The following is a 17,569-nucleotide window of genomic DNA, read 5'->3' on the forward strand; positions in this document are numbered from 1 at the left end:
TAGATATTGGACGACCGGACCGGACGATTTTGGGCAACCGGACCGGACGTCAGGCAGTCGACTGTACGTCGCTCGGCGATGTGGCGCCCCCTTCGCCGAAGCGGGCGGGACGGGGGAGTGCGGGGCGCCCGAGCGTGCCGTCCGTCGTCCGGTACCGACCGGACCGCGTTGCCGGAAACGTGAGATGCGTCACGTCGGAGCCGTCGCGCTCGCCGATGCGGCCCCGCGGCCGTGTCCACGGCGTCCACCCGGCCGGCCCCGCGTTCGTATGGACGCGCACGTTACCGCGGCCCCGACGAACATGGCGCCGGTCCGAACGGGAGGAGGGTGGGTTGCCGGGGCGGGTGGGAAGGTTGTCGTAGGCTGGACATATCGTCTGTGCCGACAGGGCTGAGCCGATCGAGGTCGATCCGGTATCAAGGTTGACCCGTATTAAGGTCGGCTCGGCATCAAGATCGATTGGGTATCGAGGTTGACCCGCTGCCGGCGCCTGCGGACCGGGGCATCGCCGGGCGGAAGCGTCGTGTGGAGCGGGGCCGGGCCGGACGGTAGATCAGGGCCGGACCGGCCTCGCCGTGTCACGTCGTCGGATCCCAACCATCGGATCCCAACCAACCGAGAGGCACAGGGACGCACCCCATGACCCTCGCGCCGTTGCTCGACGCGCTGATCGCCCGTCCCGGCGGGGACCCTGCCCTGGGCCGGGCGATCGGCGCGGTCGGTGAACCGGTCCTCGACCTCGCTGGTCCCGCGGCGTTGCGGCCCTTCGCCGCCGCGGCCCTGGCGGTCGGGGCCGACCGGCCGGTCCTCGCTGTCGTGGCTACCGGCCGGGAGGCCGAGGATCTGGCGTCGGCGCTCGGCAGCCTGCTCGGTCCCGATGTGGTCACGGTCTTCCCGAGCTGGGAGACCCTGCCCCACGAGCGGCTGTCCCCCCGGGCTGACACGGTCGGGCAGCGCCTCGCCGTGCTGCGCCGGCTCGCGCATCCGGCGAGCACCGGTCGGCCGCCACTGCGGATCGTGGTCGCGTCGATCCGTGCGGTGTTGCAACCCCAGGTGGCCGGGCTCGGCGAGCTCGCACCGGTCACCCTCGCCGAGGGCGATACGGCCGACCTCGACGGCGTGGTGACGCGGCTGGTGGACATCGCTTATCACCGGGTGGACCTGGTCGAGCGGCGCGGCGAGATCGCCGTGCGCGGCGGCATCCTCGACGTCTTCCCGCCCACCGAGGAACATCCGCTGCGGGTCGAGTTCTTCGGCGATGAAGTCGAGGACATCCGCCGGTTCTCCGTGGCGGACCAGCGGGCGCTACCGGAGGATGATGGCGCGACCGGTGGTGGCCGTGTCCTGTTCGCGCCGCCGTGCAGCGAACTGCTACTGACCGCGCAGGTGCGGGCGCGGGCCGCGGACCTCGCGACGCGCCACCCGGAGCTGCTGGACCTGCTCGACAAGATCGCCGACGGCATCCCCGTGGAGGGGATGGAGGCGCTCGCCCCGGTACTCGTCGACGCCATGTCACTACTCCTGGACGATCTGCCGGCCGGCACCCACGTGCTGGTCTGCGATCCCGAACGGGTCCGTTCGCGGGCGAGCGAACTGGTGCGCACGAGCCAGGAGTTCCTCGACGCGTCGTGGAGCGTCGCGGCGCTGGGTGGCGGCGCGCCGATCGATCTCGGCGCGGCCGCCTACCGATCGATCATCGAGGTCCGCGAGCGTGCGGAGGATCTCGGCCTGCCGTGGTGGTCGGTCACTCCCTTCATGTCGACCCCGGCAGGCAGCGACCGGGAACCGGCGGGCACCGGGCTGACGGGCGCCGCCTACGACGGGACCGAGTACGGCGACAACTACGGCGACAACTACGGCGACAACACGGTGGTCGCCAGCCTCCGGCCCGCGCCGATCTACCACGGGGACACCGCGGCGGTCATCGCCGACGTCAAGGGCTGGCTCGCCGAGTCCTGGCGAGTGCTGCTGGTCACCGAGGGGCACGGTCCGGCGCAGCGCCTGGTGGAGATGCTGCGCGACGCCGACCTGGGCGCCGGCCTCGCCGAGGAGGCCACGCTCACTCCGGGCGTCGCCATAGTCACCTGCGGTCGGCTCGCCACCGGCTTCACCAGCGATACTTTGCGCCTCGCCGTTCTTACTGAAAGCGACATCGCGGGTGCCCGCGGGGTGAGCACGAAGGACATGCGGCGCATGCCGAGCCGGCGGCGCAAGGGCATCGATCCGCTCGCCCTGCTCCCCGGGGACATGGTGGTCCACGACGCGCACGGCGTCGGCCGCTACGTCGAGATGGTCACCAGGACCGTCGCGGGCGCCAAGCGGGAGTATCTTCTGCTGGAGTACGCCCGGGGCGACCGACTGTATGTGCCGACCGACCAGCTTGAACAGATCACCCGGTATGTCGGGGGTGACGCGCCGAGCCTGGACCGCATCGGCGGCGCCGACTGGGCCAAGCGCAAGAGTCGGGCCCGCAGGGCCGTCAAGGAGATCGCCGGTGAGCTGATCCGGCTCTACAGCGCCCGGATGGCTGCTCCCGGGCATGCCTTCGCTCCCGACAGTCCCTGGCAGCGTGAGCTGGAGGACGCCTTCCCGTTCCGAGAGACACCCGATCAGCTCGCCGCCATCGACGAGGTCAAGGCCGACATGGAGAAGCCGGTCCCGATGGACCGGGTAATCTGCGGCGACGTCGGCTACGGCAAGACCGAGATCGCGGTGCGGGCCGCGTTCAAGGCGGTGCAGGACGGCAAGCAGGTCGCGGTGCTGGTGCCCACGACGCTGCTGGTCCAGCAGCACTTCCAGACCTTCTCCGAGCGTTACGCCGCATTCCCGGTGGTGGTGAAGGCGATGAGCCGGTTCAACTCGCCCGCCGAACACAAGGCGGTGCAGGAGGGGCTCGCTACCGGCAGTGTCGACGTGGTCATCGGCACCCACCGGCTGCTGTCCGGGGAGAACCGCTTCAAGGATCTCGGCCTGGTGATCGTCGACGAGGAGCAGCGCTTCGGTGTCGAGCACAAGGAGCAGCTCAAGAAGATGCGCACGGCGGTGGACGTGCTCACGATGAGCGCCACACCGATCCCCCGCACGCTGGAGATGTCGATCACCGGCATCCGGGAGCTGTCGACCATCGACACTCCGCCCGAGGAGCGGCACCCGGTGCTGACCTCGGTCGCCGCCTACGACGCCCGTCAGGTGGCCGCGGCGATCCGCCGGGAGCTGCTGCGCGAGGGGCAGGTCTTCTTCATCCACAACCGGGTGGAGACGATCGACCGGGCCGCCGCCCGGCTGCGCGATCTGGTTCCCGAGGCGCGGATCGCCACCGCCCACGGCCAGCTGCACGAGGACGCGCTTGAGCAGGTCATGGTCTCCTTCTGGGAGAAGAAGTTCGACGTGCTGGTCTGCACGACGATCGTGGAGTCGGGCCTGGACATCTCCAACGCCAACACCCTCATCGTCGAGCGGGCCGACGTGTTCGGCCTGTCCCAGCTGCACCAGCTGCGCGGCCGGGTCGGGCGGGGCCGGGACCGGGCGTACGCCTACTTCCTCTACCCGCCGGACAAGCCGCTGACCGAGACCGCCCACGACCGGCTCGCCACGATCGCCCAGCACAACGACCTTGGTGCCGGAATGGCCGTGGCCATGAAGGACCTGGAGATCCGGGGAGCGGGCAACCTGCTCGGCGGCGAGCAGTCCGGGCACATCGCCTCGGTCGGGTTCGACATGTACGTGCGGATGGTCGGCGAAGCGGTGGCCGAGTACCGCAGGGAGGGGGTCGAGGAGCCCCCGGAGGTCAAGGTCGAGCTGCCGGTCGACGCGAGCCTGCCGCATGACTACGTGCCGAGCGAGCGGCTGCGGCTGGATGCCTACCGGCGGCTGGCCGGCGCCGCCACGGACGCCGACATCGACGAGGTGCGTGGCGAGCTCGTGGACCGGTTCGGTCCGGTGCCCGAACCGGTCGAGAACCTGCTGGCCGTCGCGGGCCTGCGGGTGCTTGCCCGGCGCTTCGGCGTCACGGAGATCATCACCGCCGGTCGCCAGATCCGGTTCGCTCCGCTGGAGCTGCGGGAGAGTCAGACACTCCGGCTGACCCGGCTCTACCGGGGCGCCGTGGTCAAACCGGCGGTGCGGACCGTACTCGTTCCCGCGCCGACCGAGACGGGGCGCATCGGTTCCCGGCCATTGCGGGACCGGGCCCTGCTCGTCTGGGTCGGCCAGCTCCTGCATGCGGTCGCGGGCGACTCGGTCGCCGCCGCGGCGGCCTCGATCTGACTCCTGGCGTAGGGCGCCGTACCGTACGCCACGCTGAGCGGATACCGTCTCGGCTCGTGAAGCTTTCCCGTCTCCTCGCCGGTGTCGGGCTCCTCATGCTCGTCGGTACCGGGTGCACGACCCATGCCGGGGCCGCCGCCCAGGTCGGTTCGCAGACCATCGGGACCTCCCAGCTGCGCGGCATCGTCGACCGTGGGCTCAAGGCCGCGCAGACGGTACCGATCCCGCAGACCTCGCAGTCGGCGTCGCAGAGTCTCAACCGGGGTGAACTCCAGCGACGAACCCTGACCACGCTCGTGCAGCTCGAATTGATCTCCGGTGAGGCGAAGCGGCTGGGGATCTCGCTGACCGGCCAGGACATCGCGTCCTACTACCAGGCGTACGCGATCCTGCAGTTCGGCAGCGTGAAGGCGTTCGAGCAGCGAGCCGCCGCGGCAGGCTTCGCCCAGCAGGACGTGGCGACGATCGTCCGCTCGGGAGCGTTCGAGTCGGCGCTCGGGGACAAGATCAGCCCGGGTGTCCTCGCCTCCGACGCGGACACCCGCGCCCAGTACGACAGCATCGTCGATCAGATCGGGAAGATCCCTCTCAGCTACCGGCAGGCCAAGCCCTACCTGGCTCGGTTCCTGGTGGCGGACAAACGGGCGACGAAGGTGCGTCCGCTACTCGCGCAGGCCGAGTCCCGGGATCCCATCTCGATAAACCCACGATTTGGTACCTGGGACACGAAGCAGTTCGCCGTGGTCGCCGCTGAGGGCTCGATCGCCAGCAAGCCCGCGCCCACGCCGATCCTGGACCTGACCACCCGATCCTGAGCGGACGGCGACATGTTGATGCGGATCACCGTGGTCGTCACCAGCCCCCGGGTGGCACCGGGAATTCTCACGGCCCGGGCGTGGGATGTCGTGCGCACGGTGCCCGTCCTGACCGCGAGCCCCACGCATCCTCAGCTCGCCGCGCTGCGGGCGGCCGGTGCGACCGTCCTGATCGTCGATCCCGGCGATCCCGGCGATCCCGGCGGTCTGGCCGGCGCGGTGACCCTCATCCGGGCCGCCCTGCCTGATCCCGCGGCGGCCGAGGTCGCCTGGCTACCCGATCCGCTTGCGCCGAACATCCTCGACTGCCTCCTCGACGAGGCGAGTGGATCCGGGGAACGCAACGATGCCGGCGTCGACGGGGTGACCGGGGTCGAAGTGACGAGCCTCGTGGCCACCAGGGAGCTGCCCGGCTCGAGCCTGTTGGACGCCGTCGCGGTCATGGACCGCCTGCGGTCGCCGGGCGGCTGCCCCTGGGACGCCGAGCAGACGCACACCTCGCTCGCACCGTACCTGGTCGAGGAGACGTACGAGGCGTATCAGGCGATCGAGGACGGCGATCTCACCGAGCTGCGCGAGGAACTCGGCGACGTGCTGATGCAGGTGCTCTTCCACGCTCGGATCGCCGCCGAGCGCGCCGACGACGGCTGGGACGTCGATGACATCGCGGCCGGTCTGGTGGCCAAGTTGATCCGCCGTCATCCGCACGTGTTCGGTGACGTGGTCGTGGACGGTCCGGCGAACGTCGTCGCCAACTGGGACGCGATCAAGGCGGTCGAGAAGGGGCGCGTCTCGGTGACCGAGGGTGTCCCACTCTCCCAACCGGCGTTGTCCCTCGCGGCCAAGCTGCTGAAGCGGGCGGCCGGCATCGGCGTCCCGGCGGATCTCGCGCTGACCGGGACGGCCGCGTGGGGTGTGACCGACGCGGGCGATCGGGTCACCGAGATCGCCGCCACGGCCGCCGTACTGGCCCGGTCGGGCACGGCGGGGGACGACCTGATCGGTGATCTGCTCTTTGCCGCCGTCGCGCTCGCCCGGACGGCCTCCGTCGATCCGGAGCGGGCCCTTCGGGCGACCGCCCGTCGCTTCCGGGACCGGCTGGCCGCCGTCGAGGGCACAGTCCGTGCCGAGGGCGCCGATCCGGCTTCCCTGTCCGACACCCGCTGGCGCGCAATCTGGCGGCAGCTACCCGGGTAAGCACCGATCACCGGCGCCCGATGCCAGGGAGTACCGGGTTGGCGAGCCTGATCGTGGGCGGGGCGTCGTGGCGGGTGCCGCGCTGGCCGGGCTTCTTGACCGGGTACTGGTTGTGGCGGGCGCGGCGGACGCGGCGGACGACGCGGGGTCTAAGATGCCCGTCTTCACCGCCGTGCCCATCGTGCTGAGGACTGCTGTCCGCCCCACGCAAGACCGTGTCCTGCGATACCCCCGCAGCCCGGGCCACCAGGCGAACAGGGACGAGCCAGCCCCGGCAGGGATCAGCCCCCAGGGATCAGCCCCAGAGCCGCTGGTACATCGCCGCCGCCGCGGGATTGATGGTGGGGTCGACCAACGAGGAACGGACGTTGTTCGGCACGGCATCGGGGAAGTACGCCTCGTAGGCGAGAATGTCCGCGTTACGCACAAACGTCTCGTGCATCTTCTCTATATAGACGGGGTTGTCCCCACCCGCGGCCCCGACCCGACCCGCCTTGGTGCCCTGCTGGCTGACCACGCCCCACTCCGGCACCGAGAACAGCTTGTGATGGATCCGCGCAAAGATGATCACCTGACAGAGACCGCCGGTCTCGTTGCACTGGTTGTCGAAGTCAGCGTAGGTCGGGCTCGGCGGGTACTGGTCGTAGCTGTCGACCCCGATGACGTCGACGTACTGGTCACCCGGGTAGAGATCGAAGGCGCCGACCGACGTGGTCGAGCCGTGGGCGTTGAGGTTCCAGTCGATGCGGACCCGCGGACTGGTAGCCTTGATCGCCGATGAGGCGTTACGGAAGCACTGCACCCACTGCTGCGGGTCCGTGGCCGCCCACGCGAACCACAGCCCGTTGAACTCCCAGCCCAGCCGGACGAACGAGTCGCCCCGCTCCATGCTCACCAGCCAGCGGCCGAACTGCCGCCACTCGGCGTCGTAGCGGCCGGCCGCGCAGTCGGCGAGGTTGCCCTTCTCCGGCCCCTCGTCCGGAAAGAGCGGCTGGCTGATGACCCATGTGCCGGAGAACCCGGCGAAGGTCGAGGCGCCGCGACCGATCCAGGGCTCGACGATCGCCCGCCAGCTGGACCGCTCGGTGTACATGACGACGACGTCGTTGGGCCGGCCACGGAATTCCGCCCAGCGGTTCGCCTGCGCCAACGTGTGCGCGGCGACCCCCGTGGGAAACTCACCGGTCGTGGCGGCCCGCTGCACCCGGGGCACGGTGACCGGCGGCTGGACCCCCGGTGCGGGCGAGGGGCCGGAGCTCGGCGACCGCGCGGGCGGCGACTGCGGCGGGGGCTGCGACTGCGGGGCGGACGTCGGGCCGCCGGCCACCGTGTCCGTGGGGTGTCCTCCGGAGGACACCAGAACCCAGGCGGTCAGGGCGGTCACGACCGCGATCGAGACCGCGACAAGCGGGAGACGCGGGATTCGGCCGGCTCGGCCCCCCGGGCGCGCAGCGATCCAACCGGCGACGCGAGACAGACGACCCGGGCCAGGTTCACCGCCGCCGTCCGCCCGAACACGCGCGTCCGGCACCGGCCCGTCCCAGACCGGCACGTCCCGGGCCAGAACGTCCCGGGCCAGAACGTTCGTGTCCGGCGTGTCCAGCCTCTTCCCGGCCGGGGCCTGCCGCCCGTGCCAATGGAACACGGTCGTGGTGGCGCCGTCCGGACGTGCCCGCACCGGGTCCGGCCGGTCCCCGCCGGGGGCTGTGACCGGGCCGCCATCCGCGTCGCGAGGAGCGCCGTCGCGGCGGATGTGGACCAGCTCGGTGGGGGAACCCTCGCTAGGGGAACGGAGGATCCGCGGCGTCGTGTCGCTTCGGCGACGGCGCAGCGGGAGCAGCCGGGCGTCCGGCCACTCGCCCCGGGACGGGGTCGGCATGCCGGCGCTCCCACCGGCGGGCCGCCGATCGGCCGAACGGGGCGGGTCCGTCTCGGAGTGATGCACCGTGCCGTCCTGGTCCGAGGATGGCGATCCGGCCACCGGCCAGCGACCAGCGGCCGGAGGGTCATCCGACCAGGAGCGCCCGCGCACCCGCATCACCCCAGTCGTACATTTCTATCTATAAAGTCATTTTTACTCATGTAGTGCAAAAGTGCGGCCAAGCGCGACACTCTCCCCGATCCGGTGGCTCGCAACGAGGTCCGCCATCACCGTCGACACCTGAGCCGAGGCTCGTTCGGTAATCCGAGAGTGATCGCTAAACAGTAACAACCACCGACGAAGTGCACCTTCGGCGGCCTCGGCTTATCACGCAGTGCAACGATCAGCCATCCGTAGACCAACCCTCCCGCTCCGAGAGAATTGTTCGACACGCGCACCCGACCCACCGAAACCGTCATCCGGTCCCGGAGCCAGGGAAGTCAGGGAAGTCAGACGCGTGGGAGGCCCGCGGGGCTGTGGGGTCTATGCCGCATACGCGGGTTCGTAGGGACACCGCCAGCCGGCAAAGGACCATACGGTACCGTTGCCACGGGTCACGCCCGCACGCACGTTCGCGGGCGAGCAGCGACGTCCTCACCCGCGTGGGAACGCGCCGCCCGCGCAGCCGGACCGCCCGGTGGCTGCCCCCACCGGTCACGACCAGCCGGCCCGCGGGACGGCTGCCCCGGATCACCCGGAGCGCGTCGCGGTCCCGCAACGACCAGGCCATTGACGCCCATCCGCCCCGAGTGCGTCCGGACCGGGGCATGAGCACGGGAGACGCAACAGCCTTGAGCATCGAGATCGCCCAGACCAGCGAGATTCCCGACGTGGCGGACATCCCCGTCGTGATCCTGTGCGGCGGGATGGGAACCCGGCTGCGGGAAGCCAGCGAGAAACTACCCAAGCCGCTGGTGGACATCGGCGGCAAGCCGGTGCTGTGGCACATCATGAAGACCTACGAGCACTATGGCTTCCGTAAGTTCGTGCTCTGCCTCGGCTACAAGAGCGATCTGATCAAGAACTACTTCCTCGCCTACCGTGCGCAGGTCGCCGACTTCACCCTCACGCTCTCCGACGACCACACCCCCCAGTTCCACAACACCGTGGGCGACGAGGCGTGGGAGGTGACCTTCGCCGAGACGGGCCTACTCACCGGAACCGGAGCCCGGCTGCGCCGGGTCGCCCAGTACCTGACCGGCCCGCGGTTCATGCTGACCTACGGCGACGGCGTGGGTGCCGTCGATGTCGGCGCGGTGCTCGCCGACCACCTGGCGTCGGGGCGGATCGGGACGGTCACCGGCGTCCGGCCGTCGAGTCGCTACGGCGAGCTGACCACGGACGGCAACGCCGTCACCCTCTTCGCCGAGAAGCCGCCGCAGACCGGCTGGGTGAGCGGGGGATACTTCGTCTTCGAGCGCGAGTTCATCGACAAGTACCTCGACGACGACCCGGCGCTGCTGCTGGAGCGTCACCCGCTGCAGCAGCTGGCCCGGGACAGCGAGCTGACCCTGCACACTCACGACGGGTTCTGGATGGGTATGGACACGTTCCGCGACTGGACCGAGCTGAACCAGCTCTGGGATTCCGGTGCCGCGCCCTGGCGTGTCTGGGCCGGCTGAGGTTCCGGACGGGTCCAGCGATGAGCGATTCCTCCCGCGGCTCCGGCGGTCCCGAGCCGAACGCTTCCCCCCTGAACGCTTCCCCCCCGAACGGTTCCGAGCCCGCCGACGCCGGCGAGTACGCGGCGACGGCAGGCGCCGACCCGGGAACGTGGCTGCACGACCTGGTCGCCACCCTGCTGCCCCCCATGCGCAGCATCACCGGGGACGGTGTCCGCACGACGCTCGCCACCGTCGCGCGGGCGCTCGGCCCGGAGCCCGCGCTCACGGTGCACGAGGTCCCCAGCGGGACACCGGTCCTGGACTGGACCGTGCCCCGGGAATGGAACGTCGCCTCGGCCCGGTTGACCGGCCCGGACGGCAAGACCGTCGTCGACGCCGCTGACAACCCGCTGCACCTGCTGGGGTACAGCACACCGGTCCGCGCCCGGCTGTCCCTCGACGAGCTGCGCCCGCACCTGTTCTCGATGCCGGACCGCCCGGACTGGGTGCCCTACCGGACCTCCTACTACACCGAGAACTGGGGCTTCTGCCTGACCGACCGGCAGCTCGCCGCGCTGCCCGACGGCGAGTACGACGTGGAGATCGACACCACCCTCACCGCGGGGTCGCTGACCTACGGCGAGATCGTGCTGCCCGGGACCACGGACGACGAGTTCCTCATCACGACCCACACCTGCCACCCGGCGATGGCGAACGACAACTGCTCGGGCATCGCCACGGCCACCCTGCTGGCCCGCACCCTGGCCGGGCTGCCCCGCCGGCACACCTTCCGGCTGCTGTTCATCCCCGGCACGATCGGATCGATCACCTGGCTCGCGCGCAACCGCGACACCGTCGGGCGCATTCGGCACGGGCTGGTGCTGACCGGCCTGGGCGACCGGTCGGACCCGACCTACAAGCGCAGCCGGCGGGGTAACGCCGCCGTCGACCGGGCCGCGGCGGCGGCGCTCGCCGAGACCGGGCGGCCGCACCGGGTCGTCGACTTCTCCCCCTACGGCTACGACGAACGGCAGTTCTGCTCCCCTGGCTTCGACCTGCCCGTCGGCCGGTTCGGGCGCGGCCAGCACGGCGACTATCCGCAGTACCACACGTCCGCGGACGACCTCGACTTCGTGACCCCGCAGTCACTGGCCGACTCGTTCGCGATCCTGCTGCGGACGATCGACATCTGCGAGCGCGACCGCATCTGGCGCAACACCACCCCGTACGGGGAGCCGCAGCTCGGCCGGCGGGGCCTGTACCGCGCCATCGGGGCCACCATGAACCGCCAGGCGATCGAGATGGGCCTGCTGTGGGTGCTGAACCTGGCCGACGGCACGCGCAGCCTGCTCGACATCGCCGACCGCGCGGACCTGCCGTTCGACACCGTCGCGGCGGCGGCCGATGCCCTGGCGGGCGTCGATCTACTCAGCGACGTCACCAGCAGCGACGTCACCAGCGCCGCGCCCGCGGGAGCCCGGCGGTGACCGACACCGCTGTCGCCGTCGCCAACGGTGCGGGGAGCACCGGGAACAGCGGCCCGGTCTGGACGATCGTGCTGGCCGGCGGCGGCGGCACGCGTTTCGGCGGGCCGAAACAGTTCTTCGACCTCGGGGGTGAGCCCCTGCTCGCCCATCCGGTCGCGGCGGCGCGGCCCGCCAGTGACGGCATCGTCGTGGTCGTCCCCGCCGCCCTGATCGGCCACTGGTCACCGCCGGACGGAGTGCGGATGGTCGCTGGCGGCGCCACCCGGGCCGAGTCCGTCCGGGCGGGGCTGGCTGCCGTGCCCGCGGACGCCGGGGTCATCGTGGTCACCGACGCCGCCCATCCACTCGCGACTCCCGCCCTGTACCAGCGGGTCATCGACGAGGTCCGCGCCGGCGCCGACGCGGCCGTACCCGGGCTCCCGCTCACCGAGGTCGTCAAGGAGATCCGCTCGACGGTGCTCGGCAGCCCCCCCGACGACACCCCCCGGTTGGTCACCGGGGCCTCGCTGCCGCGGGAGACTCACCGGCTCGTGCAGACCCCGCACGCCTTCCGGGCGGACCTGCTGCGCTCCGTGCACGCGGAGGCCCGCGAGGCCGTCGAGGACTCGGCGATGGTTGCCGCGGCCGGCGGCCTGGTCGTGGTCGTCCCCGGCGAGCCGGCGAACATCCATGTCACCACGCCGGACGAACTCGCCATGGCCCGGCTGCTTCTCACCCATGTTCGTTCCGAGGGGGAACCTAATGAGTTCGGTACTGGTCGAATCCACGCTGTCCGATGACGAGCGGCGGGCGAGGCTCTACGCCGGCGAGCTGTTCGTCTACGCGCCCAGGCCCGCGACGCGGGAGTTCGTCGAGTTCAGCCGCACCCTGATCCGCGAGGCCTTCGGCGATCTCGACCCCGAGACGGCGCAGTACCACATGCCGGTCGAGGACTACGCGGCCCTGCTCGCCGAGCTGAAGCCACGGTTCATCCACCACCCCACCTGCAAGGAACTGCTGCCGGCGATTCTCGCCGAGCACGGCTGCGACCTGTCGAAGACCTACTTCGACGTGCCCCGGCTGCGGACCTCGACGTCGGACGACTACCTCACCTCGGGCATCGCCTATGCCTTCCACCCGCACCGCGACACCTGGTACTCGGCACCGTTCTGCCAGCTCAACTGGTGGATGCCGATCTTCGACATCGTGCCGGAGAACGCCATGGCCTTCCACCCGCGCTACTTCTCCCAGGGCGTGAAGAACGGTTCCCGCGACTACGACTACTACGAGTGGAACGCGAAGAACCGGGCCGACGCCGCGAAGCACATCAAGTCCGACACCCGCAAGCAGCCCAAGCCCGAGGAGGAGGTGGAGATCTTTCCGCAGACCCGGGTGGTCGCCCCCTCCGGCGGCATAATGATCTTCTCGGCGGCCCAGCTGCACTCCTCGGTGCCGAACAACTCCGGCCGCACCCGGTTCAGCATGGACTTCCGCACCGTCCACTTCGACGACGTGGTCAACCACGTCGGAGCGCCGAACGTCGACGCGGAGTGCACCGGCACGACCATGCGGGACTACCTGCGTGGCACCGACCTGAGCCGGATTCCCGAGGACATCTGCCTGACCTACGACACCGCGCCGCCGCGGGAGGACGCGATGCTGGTGTTCTCCCACCAGAACGCATGACGGCGGCCCCGAACGGATCCGGCGCGGGCGACCCGGCGGCGGACGAGGTTCCGCTCGCCGGGCGGGTCGCCGTGGTGACCGGTGCGTCGAGCGGCATCGGCCGGGCCACCGCGCTGCGGCTGGCCTCGGGCGGAGCCACCGTCCTCGCGCTCGGGCGCGACCAGACCCGGCTCGACGCCCTCGGCAAGGAGGCGAGCGGTCCGGGCACCCTGACGCCGGTGCGCCTCGACCTGACCGATGACGCGGCCGTCGTCGCGTTCACCGCCGAGGTCACGGACCGCTACAGCCGCGTCGATCATCTGGTGCACAGCGCCGGCGCCTACGGAAGCGCCCGGGTGGACGCCGTGTCGCTGGCCGATCTCGACGCCCAGTACCTCGCGAACGTCCGAGCACCATACGCGCTCACCCAGCGGCTGCTGCCGGCGCTGCGGGTCGCCGGGGCCGACCGCGGCGCCGACATCGTCATCGTCAACTCCACCCAGGGCATCCGGGCCGGCGCGGGCACCAGCGTGTTCGCCGCCACCCAGCACGCCATGCGGGGGTTCGCCGACAGCCTGCGCCAGGAGATCAACGCCGACGGCATCCGGGTGACCACCATCCATCTCGGCCGTACGGCGACCCCAAGGCAGGAGGCGATCTACGCCCGGGAAGGCCGTGAGTACGCACCCGAGCTGCTCGTCCAAGCGGCCGACGTGGCCGATCTCGTCAATTATCTGATCCGGCTCCCACCCACCGCGGAGATCACCGAGCTGCACCTGCGGCCGGCGAAGAAGAGCTACTGACGCACTCACGCTGCGCAACGACTCGGGGCCCGTGGGCGCGCCAGAGCCCACGGGCCCCGAGGCCCAGAAGTCCGCCGACGGCGCGGTCCCGGACTCGGGACCGGAACCCCGGGACCGGAACCAAGATCCGGAAGCAAGATCCAGGACCAGGACGAACCGGCCTCCGCGGCCGCGGCGGAGCAGGTCAGCGGTGTAGCGTCCGGGTCCCGGGTGGCCGAGGGCATGTGTCCGCCCCGCCCCGCCGGAATCCAGATCTGCACGGATACGAACCGATGGCGGTCAAGCCTGACGACCGCTATTATTCATCGCCCGTGCCGGGTTCGAAGAGCCCCCCAGCAGCTGGCTGCAAGGCGTGACGGAGACGCAACCATGCGCTCCGGAAACGGCACGGAGACCACCTTGCGAGACGGCACGAGGGCCCCGGATAGACTGAATCGCCCACGCCGTCCGCCCGTAGCGCCAGCTAGCCGACCTGCCGACGTGCGGATGGGCTTCCATCGCCGGACCCCCGTCGCCGGACGCGGCGCCCGGGAGCCCACTGACCAGGAACGGGGGGGACGGGAACCAGTGGTCACCACCACGCTCACGACCAGGATTCCACGGTCGTGGGTGATCCCGACCCAGGAGGCCGGCAGCGGGAAGTCGGTCAACGACGCCACCTTCCGGATGCTGACGATCCTGCTCTTCTGCGAGATCTTCCTGCAACGGATCGCTTTCCCGGTGGGCGGTTCACAGGTCCAGGTAATCCTGCCGATCACCTATGTCTGCGCGGCCTTGATGCTGCGCCGCGGAGGTCTGACGTACAACTCCAGCCGGGTGACCACCTACCTCGTCGCGATGACGGCATGTTCGGCCTCGGCACTCGTCTGCTTCCTCCGCGAGAAGGACGACACGTCCTTCACCTCATTGCTGCTGCTGCTGGCGACGTACGTGCCGTTCGTCCTCGGCCTGCGCGGCGCGGACGCCCGCGCTCTCCTGCCCCGGCTGCTGGACCGTTTTCTGATCATGATCACGGTACTCGCCGGTCTCGCGCTGTTCCAGTTCGCCATTCAGCTCGTCGGCGTTCCGTACACCGACGTCGTCAAGGACATCGTGCCGTCGCAGTTCCTGATGCATGGGTTCAACACGTCCTACCCCGTGCAGTACGGCTCGTCGTTGTACAAGTCGAACGCCTTCATCTGCCTCGAGGCGTCATTCTGCTCACAGTTCCTCGGCTTCGGTATCGTGGTCTGCACACTGCGCAACGGCGGCTGGTGGCGCATGATCATGTTTGTGCTGGCCATCCTGAGCACCGTTTCCGGCACAGGTCTGCTCCTGCTGGCCTGCGCAGGCGTCCTGCTGGCCGTTCACAAGGGCGCCCGATTCGCGCTCACCGCCCTGCTCGGAGTGAGCCTCGTGGCGCTGATCATCAGCTTCACCCCGGCATCGAGCATCTTCGCCGCGCGTGCTACGGAGACATCCTCATCGACGTCCAGCGGCAGCCTGCGCTTCGTCCAGCCGTACCAGCGGACCTGGGACGCGCTCGGCAGCGACCCGATGACGGTGGCGTTCGGCTCGGGGCCCGGGTTCGCCGACCGGGACGCGGCCGCGTTCTTCTACCGCACCGGACTGCCGCTGAACTACGCCCTCCTGCCCAAGCTGATCCTCGAGTACGGCGTCGTCGGGACCACCGCGTTCATCGGTCTGGTGGTGGCGATGTTCGTACGCGGCTCGCAGTCGTTCGTGCTCTCCGGGTCGGTGTTGATCTTCTATAGCGTGCTGTCCGGAGGCCTGCTGGCCCCGGTTGTCACCGGGCTCGGCCTCCTGCTCGTCACCTGGTTCACGGTTACCCCCGAGGAGACCGTCAGGCTCCAGAGGGATCCGGGAGCGCCGTCACCGCGGATCCCACCGGCTCCCGCACCGGGCCGGTCCTTCGCCTCGATCTGACCCAGCGCGCAGCAGGCGCGCGACCGCACGCACCACAGCGCACGGATGGCGCCATCCGCCCATACCGCCATCCCTGCCCGTGCTCGTCTCGCCTCTCGCCTCTCGCCTCATCTTGGCAGGTAGGGCCATCGCGATGGCCGGAACTGGGACCGGGCGCCGGGACCAGACCCAGGGACCGGAGATACGACAAGAAGCCGCGACAAGAAGCCGGTACAACGAAGGAGCCGGGCGGTCAGATTACGCTGACCGCCCGGCTCGTCATACCGGCGTTGCGACGCCTGGAATCCAGGGAACCTCGGGGTCCCGGACCCTCGCGGCTACGGGCTCTCTAACGCTTGCCGGGGCGGGCGTAGCGGTCGGTGGCCTCCGAGTCCACGCCGCCGCCCCGCTTGCTCACCGCGGCCGAGTCCCCCACCGGGGAATTGGAGGTGATGGTGTCGACCGACGAACGACGCTCCGGGGCCGCCGCGACGGCCCGGCGGATGCCGGTCCGGCCGTCGTGCACGACGCCCACGACTCGCTCGGCGAGCGCCGGCCAGTCCCGCGGCACCTGCTCAAGCTCCTTGAGGCTGGTTTCGGTGGAGGTGATGACCACGACGGCGTCGGCCTGGATGGCGGAGGCCGCGGTCATCGGCAGCTCGGCCAGCGCCGAGGTGACGAGGATGACGAGGTCGACGACCGGCGCCCGGTCGGCGAGGATCGGGGCGAGGCCACCGGGCCGGGCGGCCCGGGCCGGCGACACGCGGTTGTAGAGGATGTGCCCCCGTCCGGTGCCGGACGAGCGTGCCAGGCAGGTCGGCTCGTGCGCCCAGCGAGGCAGCTCCCCGGAGGTCGCCCGGGGCAGTCCCTCAAGAACTCCCCGCACCTCGGACGACGGCGAGGTGTCCAGGATCAGGACGACGCCCTGATCATCGGACCATGCGGCGGCCACGGAGGCGACGAGATCGGCGGTCAGGTCCCCTCGCGACGCCGGGGTGAACGCGATCACCTTGCTCGTCGGGGACATCACCGCGGACATCGCCGAGACCAGGGTCTCGGCCGCGCTGGCGGTGGTCCGTCCCGGCTCCAGGACGGCGATCAGCGGCACGCCCAGGGTGTCGGATGGGTTGTGCGGGTCGAGGATGGTGGGCCGGCGCTGATACATGATCCAAATCGCCGCGATCGAACCGAGCAACCCGACGATCGCAGCGACCAGCGTGTTACGGAACAGGTTCGGCCCGCTCTGGCCTTCGGCGACGGGTGGCTCGGCCAGTTTGATCGACGCGCTCGCCAGCGCGGAGGCGGTACGGGCGGTGGCGATCTGCGTGTTGAGGTTCGCGATCTGCGTGTTGCGGACGGTGTTGTCGACGCTCCCGGCAATACCGGCTCCCTGGCCCGCAGCGGCCTGCTCCGCCACCAGCCCGTCACGAAGTTTGATCATGGCGCTGATATTCGCCTGGCTGTTGGGGCCATAGGTCGTCAAAAGCTTGCTGTAGGCATCCTCGGCCGACTTGACCAGCGCGTCCGCCGCCTGCTGGCTCGGGCCCGTCCCCTTGATGACGAAGAAGTAGCCCTCGTCGGACGGCGAGGTACTGAGCCGGGCGGCGACGTCCAGCTCGGGCAGCTTGAGTTCCTTCGCGATCTCCGCGACGGCCGCCGAGGACTGGGCGAACTGCGCCTGGGTCTGCACGAAGCGGGTCGCGTCGACCGAGTTGGCGCCGAGCGTACCCGAGTCCGTCGAGAGGAAGACCCGGGCACTCGACCGATAGGTCGCCGTCTGCGTCTTGGAGTAGGCGGCCGCCAGAGCCGCGAAGACGACCACGACGATGGCGACAACCAGCAGCCGTGGCTGGAGGATACGAAGCAGGGACGGGGCGGAGGGAGCCCGGCTGGTCTCGTTGCCCGCCTGCACGTTGCGACTCATGAC

Annotated in this window: 11 protein-coding genes; 9 read left to right on the plus strand and 2 right to left on the minus strand. The window is 70.3% G+C overall.

Annotated features, from left to right (window positions below; all coding sequences use genetic code 11):
- Window positions 1-639 precede the first annotated feature (639 nt).
- From mfd to mazG, 3 genes are read left to right on the plus strand one after another with little or no spacing between them, the layout of a single operon-like run.
- The gene (gene mfd / locus BMG523DRAFT_RS02915; protein WP_011438300.1) at window positions 640-4,266 is read left to right on the plus strand and encodes a transcription-repair coupling factor; all 3,627 of its coding nucleotides are present in this window, start codon (window positions 640-642) and stop codon (window positions 4,264-4,266) included.
- 56 nt (window positions 4,267-4,322) lie between these two features.
- Window positions 4,323-5,081, plus strand: coding sequence for a SurA N-terminal domain-containing protein (locus tag BMG523DRAFT_RS02920; protein WP_023840073.1), 759 nt, complete (start codon window positions 4,323-4,325; stop codon window positions 5,079-5,081).
- A 12-nt stretch (window positions 5,082-5,093) separates the two neighbouring features.
- Window positions 5,094-6,278, plus strand: coding sequence for a nucleoside triphosphate pyrophosphohydrolase (gene mazG / locus BMG523DRAFT_RS02925; protein WP_023840072.1), 1,185 nt, complete (start codon window positions 5,094-5,096; stop codon window positions 6,276-6,278).
- 295 nt (window positions 6,279-6,573) lie between these two features.
- Here the strand turns inward: mazG and BMG523DRAFT_RS02930 are convergent, their stop codons facing one another.
- Window positions 6,574-8,157 (minus strand): glycoside hydrolase family 26 protein, encoded by a 1,584-nt coding sequence (locus BMG523DRAFT_RS02930; protein ID WP_023840071.1) that lies wholly within the window; start codon window positions 8,155-8,157, stop codon window positions 6,574-6,576.
- 908 nt (window positions 8,158-9,065) lie between these two features.
- Between BMG523DRAFT_RS02930 and BMG523DRAFT_RS02935 the strand changes: the two genes are divergently transcribed.
- From BMG523DRAFT_RS02935 to BMG523DRAFT_RS02960, 6 genes are all read left to right on the plus strand, one after another.
- Window positions 9,066-9,821 carry a sugar phosphate nucleotidyltransferase gene (locus BMG523DRAFT_RS02935; RefSeq protein WP_308726855.1) on the plus strand — a complete coding sequence of 252 codons (756 nt, stop codon included), beginning with the start codon at window positions 9,066-9,068 and terminating at the stop codon, window positions 9,819-9,821.
- 20 nt (window positions 9,822-9,841) lie between these two features.
- Window positions 9,842-11,290, plus strand: a complete 1,449-nt coding sequence (locus BMG523DRAFT_RS02940; protein ID WP_011438305.1) for a DUF4910 domain-containing protein — start codon at window positions 9,842-9,844, stop codon at window positions 11,288-11,290.
- Window positions 11,287-12,069: an IspD/TarI family cytidylyltransferase gene (locus BMG523DRAFT_RS02945; RefSeq protein WP_011438306.1), complete on the plus strand. Its 783-nt coding sequence runs from the start codon at window positions 11,287-11,289 to the stop codon at window positions 12,067-12,069. Before BMG523DRAFT_RS02940 ends, BMG523DRAFT_RS02945 begins: the two co-directional genes overlap by 4 nt.
- Window positions 12,032-12,955 (plus strand): hypothetical protein, encoded by a 924-nt coding sequence (locus BMG523DRAFT_RS02950; RefSeq protein WP_023840069.1) that lies wholly within the window; start codon window positions 12,032-12,034, stop codon window positions 12,953-12,955. The genes BMG523DRAFT_RS02945 and BMG523DRAFT_RS02950 overlap by 38 nt, the downstream gene beginning before the upstream one ends.
- A complete protein-coding gene (locus BMG523DRAFT_RS02955; protein ID WP_011438308.1) occupies window positions 12,952-13,737 on the plus strand; it encodes an SDR family oxidoreductase in 786 nt (261 codons plus the stop codon). The genes BMG523DRAFT_RS02950 and BMG523DRAFT_RS02955 overlap by 4 nt, the downstream gene beginning before the upstream one ends.
- A gap of 609 nt (window positions 13,738-14,346) precedes the next feature.
- Window positions 14,347-15,663 (plus strand): hypothetical protein, encoded by a 1,317-nt coding sequence (locus tag BMG523DRAFT_RS02960; RefSeq protein ID WP_084680723.1) that lies wholly within the window; start codon window positions 14,347-14,349, stop codon window positions 15,661-15,663.
- Window positions 15,664-15,991: 328 nt separating this feature from the next.
- On the opposite strand, the gene BMG523DRAFT_RS02965 is transcribed toward BMG523DRAFT_RS02960, so the two are convergent.
- On the minus strand, window positions 15,992-17,566 hold the full coding sequence (locus BMG523DRAFT_RS02965; RefSeq protein ID WP_011438310.1) for a Wzz/FepE/Etk N-terminal domain-containing protein: 1,575 nt from the start codon (window positions 17,564-17,566) through the stop codon (window positions 15,992-15,994).
- Between the last annotated feature and the right edge of the window lie 3 nt (window positions 17,567-17,569).

The sequence above is a fragment of the Frankia sp. BMG5.23 genome (genome assembly GCF_000685765.2).
GTDB lineage: Bacteria > Actinomycetota > Actinomycetes > Frankiales > Frankiaceae > Frankia > Frankia casuarinae.